The following is a 2,434-nucleotide window of genomic DNA, read 5'->3' on the forward strand; positions in this document are numbered from 1 at the left end:
AAACGCAGCATGACAGGGGTATCTAGGTTCTAAATCGCTGAAAACCAATTAATTCTCGGTATTCGACAAAAACCCTGATTAAGTGCAAAAAATCATCGACGAGCGTATGAAACCTCAAAAACACTTGGGCGATGTTAGGCGTATTTTATCGAGATTTCAGCCTGAGATTTCAATAAAATTTAGGGGTTTGGGCAGGTATTCTTAATAAGATGGAATTCAATACTAAAACGGATATACTATTATAATATAGGCGTCTTTTTATTTAAAAGATTTAATTGCCATTCGTTTTGAGGCATTTTATTTTAGGGCTACAGTTAAAAAGAGTACCTATTAAAAAATTACTTTACAACAATATTTTTTCTACATCGTTTTTATAGATGAGACTTTAAATCAATGTTCTGGATAATTGTAAATGCTAGTTGGAATTCTCTGTAGTAATATTCTTTGATCATGAAGAATACCTTGTTATTCGCCTTAATCATATTAATCAATTTGTCCGCGTGTAAAATAAGTCAGCCAAAAGCTACTTATAAATTACAGCAGGCGGTGCTTAATAATGAACCGTCAAGCGTCAAAAAATATTTAAATAAAGGTGCACTAATTAATTATAAGGAACCTAAAAGGGGATGGTCACCTTTACTTTATGCTTGTCAGGGAGGCTATCTCGCAATAGTAGAGGTTTTATTGAGAAAAGGCGCAGATCCCAACCAGCAATCTGAATTGGACAAAGTGTTCCCCTTGCAACGTGCAGCATCCAATGGCTATTTGGAAATTGTTGAACTCCTTCTTGAATATGGTGCAGATGTGAATCAGCAAGACAGCAAGCACAGGGCAACGGCATTAATGTTTGCTTCATTAAACGGGCATTCCGAAGTTGTAGATATGTTGGTTGACAATGGAGCCTTACTTAATGTTAGAGGGACCAGGGGCGAATCTGCTTTATTTATAGCCGTTTCCGCGGAGCAAAATGAAGTGGTTCAAAAACTTCTGGCATATGGTGCCAATAAAGATCGACCAAACATATATGGTACGACATGTTTACAAAAGGCAATTGAATTACAGAATAATGAGATTATCAATTTATTAAAGGACAAATAACATGAAGAATGCCATTTTAATAACCCTATTAATAGTATTGGGTTGTGGAAGCTTATTTGCGCAGGTCAATATTCGCCAGTCTAGCGTTCTTGAACTGGAAAAAGTAGATTCTAAGAACTTTCATCAAGTGACCATTCAACCAGAATCTTTTACCTTGGAATTTGAAGGAAAGGAACTCATGGTTTGCGCCGGCTTAACTGAAGATCTTTTTTTGCATACGAAAGCGGAAACAGATATCAATGCAGATTTTAACTCCTATTTTTTCATTTTTAAATTTTTAGCCATGGAAGGAAATGCAGATTACCTTCCTATTGGACCCGATGAAGCGGCTTCATTGAATGAAACGCACGGAGCCAAAATTACAGAAGAGGGTAAATCCACATTTACAGTAAACTCATTACAAGTAAGTGGGGAGAAGAAGCCTATTAGCGCTTTTGATAGATTTTTTATGGCTTTGTGGAATGATCAGAATAAAGATCAATTCATAGATAAAAATGAACTACTACACCTAAAAGTTGTCGTCCAATAGGCTGAACTACCCATGGACTAGGTTGTCGTTTACCAAAAAATCTATGTGTTTTTAAATCAGGAGTTAAAATCAGCATCCATTTCTCCTTCGCCGATAGGTTCTTTTCCAGTCCGAACATGGCCCATATTCAAATTCAAATTATAACTGAAATAAATGGGTTTTTCATTTCTCAAAATATCCAAAACACTGGGATACATTGACATTGGATAGCGCAAATACACCAACTTATTCCGTTTGTCATAATTATTGGGAGCTAGGGTTTTGCCATCCGGATAGAAATTTATCTGAAGAATAAAATCATCATCGTGATAACATTTAATTAGAGCACGGGGGTATACGCGATTTTTTTCAGCACCTCCGGATTGAAAGTGCACCCAATATTGCGTTATTTCACTATTTATTACCTTCATTTTATCTTGTTTTTAGTTGTTTTTTGAGACGATAAGATAAAGATAATTTTAGAAGAAATAAGTAGATGTTGAAGAAATAAAACTTTAAATTTTTATAGAACCTTTCCTTTGTTCTTGGGCCAGAGCAAACCATTGGTGAAAACTTTTGGAGCGAGGCTGCGCCAATCAGGATATGGATTAGGAACTTTAGGTTTATTTAAATACAATGGTCTTATTATTGTATACCATTACTTTCCGTTTCAAATGTTTCTTGATGGCTCTTGCCAGGACCATTTTTTCAAGATCACGCCCTTTAATTATAAGATCATCGATAGAATGTGCGTGATCGACATGGACGACATCCTGCTCAATGATGGGTCCTTCATCGAGATCTTCTGTGACATAGTGACTCGTTGCT

General features: G+C 35.9%; 4 protein-coding genes. 2 read left to right on the forward strand and 2 right to left on the reverse strand.

Annotated features, from left to right (window positions below; genetic code table 11):
• The first annotated feature begins 450 nt into the window (after positions 1-450).
• Both Q0X89_RS08605 and Q0X89_RS08610 read left to right on the forward strand, forming a co-directional pair.
• Positions 451-1,098: an ankyrin repeat domain-containing protein gene (locus tag Q0X89_RS08605; protein ID WP_297693156.1), complete on the forward strand. Its 648-nt coding sequence runs from the start codon at positions 451-453 to the stop codon at positions 1,096-1,098.
• A gap of 1 nt (position 1,099) precedes the next feature.
• Positions 1,100-1,627 (forward strand): hypothetical protein, encoded by a 528-nt coding sequence (locus Q0X89_RS08610; RefSeq protein WP_297693158.1) that lies wholly within the window; start codon positions 1,100-1,102, stop codon positions 1,625-1,627.
• Positions 1,628-1,683: 56 nt separating this feature from the next.
• Here Q0X89_RS08610 and Q0X89_RS08615 read toward each other — a convergent pair whose 3' ends face one another.
• Together Q0X89_RS08615 and Q0X89_RS08620 are read right to left on the reverse strand one after the other, a co-directional pair.
• On the reverse strand, positions 1,684-2,037 hold the full coding sequence (locus Q0X89_RS08615) for a hypothetical protein (RefSeq protein WP_297693160.1): 354 nt from the start codon (positions 2,035-2,037) through the stop codon (positions 1,684-1,686).
• Between the two features lie 192 nt (positions 2,038-2,229).
• A partial coding sequence (locus tag Q0X89_RS08620) for a formyltransferase family protein (RefSeq protein ID WP_297693163.1) occupies positions 2,230-2,434 on the reverse strand: 205 nt, incomplete at its 5' end.

Source organism: uncultured Eudoraea sp., from assembly GCF_947258525.1.
Classification (GTDB): Bacteria; Bacteroidota; Bacteroidia; order Flavobacteriales; family Flavobacteriaceae; genus Eudoraea.

Excerpts from the sequence above, each read along its gene's own strand:
- Q0X89_RS08605 (WP_297693156.1), top strand. The coding sequence starts at position 451 with ATGAAGAATACCTTGTTATTCGCCTTAATCATATTAATCAATTTGTCC.
- Q0X89_RS08610 (WP_297693158.1), top strand. The coding sequence starts at position 1,100 with ATGAAGAATGCCATTTTAATAACCCTATTAATAGTATTGGGTTGTGGA.
- Q0X89_RS08615 (WP_297693160.1), bottom strand. The coding sequence starts at position 2,037 with ATGAAGGTAATAAATAGTGAAATAACGCAATATTGGGTGCACTTTCAA.